Source organism: Burkholderia sp. BCC1998 (assembly GCF_905339875.1).
GTDB lineage: Bacteria > Pseudomonadota > Gammaproteobacteria > Burkholderiales > Burkholderiaceae > Burkholderia.
Map to the genome: position 1 here is coordinate 1 of NZ_CAJPHE010000071.1, position 1,393 is coordinate 1,393.

General features: G+C 67.7%; 2 protein-coding genes. Both read right to left on the reverse strand.

The genetic code is table 11. The features are described from left to right. Positions 1 to 416 (reverse strand): substrate-binding domain-containing protein (locus tag U5A56_RS36800; RefSeq protein WP_321927381.1); only part of this gene is annotated, 416 nt, incomplete at its 3' end. 86 nt (positions 417 to 502) lie between these two features. Further along, positions 503 to 1,393 (reverse strand): ABC transporter permease subunit (locus tag U5A56_RS36805; protein WP_321927383.1); only part of this gene is annotated, 891 nt, incomplete at its 5' end.

A 1,393-nucleotide genomic window follows, 5' to 3' on the forward strand; every position in this document is an offset into this window, starting at 1 on the left:
AGCTCGCCGGCCTTCACGTTGTTGGTCTGCACGGTCGCGTTCGCGCCGGCGGCCGCGACGTCCACCGCGACGACCGTGATGCCCGCCGCCTGCGCCTTCTTCACCGCCGGCTCGATCGCCTTCGGATCGGTCGCGTTCAGCAGGATCATGTCGACGTGCGCGGAGATGAAGTTGTCGATCTGCGTGAACTGCTTGTTCAGGTCGTAGTCGGCCGAGACCGCGGTGACCTTCGCGTTCGGGTTGAGCTGTTTGGCACGCGCCTCGGCGCCTTTCACGATCGTGACGAAGTACGGGTTGCCGAGCGAGCCGACCGTGACGCCGATCGATTTCAGCGGCTTGTCGGCTGCATGGGCGGCGGCGGTGCCGAAGGCGAGCGCGCAGGCGACGGCGGTCAGGGCGGCTTTTTGCTTGAACATGTCGTTGTGTCTCCGGAAGGTCCGTTGGCAGATGGGTGCAGGAGGACCTGCCTGCGCCCCGATGGTCGAGTGGTGAGGAATACGAATCAGGTGCGGGCCGAGTCGCGCTGGCGATAGCGGTCGAGCGCGACCGCGCCGATGATCACGAGCCCCTTGATGATGTATTGCCAGATGTCGGACACGCCGAGCAGCACGAGGCCGTTGGTCAGCACCGCGATGATCAGCGCGCCGATCAGCGTGCCGACGATCGAGCCGACACCGCCGACGAAGCTCGTGCCGCCGAGGATCACCGCGGCGATCGCATCGAGTTCGTACGACTGGCCGAGCTGCAGGCCGTTGGCCGCATAGAGCCGCGCGGCCGACATCACCGCGCCGAGGCCGGCGAGCAGGCCCGACGCCGCATACACGAACAGCTGGATCGCGCGCACGTTGATGCCCGACAGCCGTGCGGCTTCCGGGTTGCCGCCGACCGAATAGATCCGCATGCCGAGCACCGTGCGGCGCAGGATGAACCACGACAGCGCGATCACCGCGCACGCGATCACGACGAGCCACGGCACGCCGAGGATCGTGCCGTTGCCGATGAACGCGAACGGCAGTTGCGGGTTGAAGACGGTCGTGTCGTTGCCGATCAGGCGGGCGACGCCGCGCACGGCCGTCATCGCGCCGAGCGTGACGATGAACGGCGGCAGGCGCAGGAACGAGATCAGGCCGCCGTTGATCGCGCCGAACACGAGGCCGACCGCGAGCGCGATCGGCACGCCGAGCCAGCCCCAGCCGGGGATGGTCGACGCGATGAGCGCGGCGACGGCCGACGCGGCGAGCACGGAGCCGACCGACAGGTCGATGCCGCCCGTCAGGATCACGAAGGTCATGCCGGCGGCGAGCACGATGTTGATCGACGCCTGCTGCGTGACGATCGACAGGTTCTGCAGCGTGAAGAAGCCGTCGGTCAGGAAGCCGAAGCCGATGCAGAG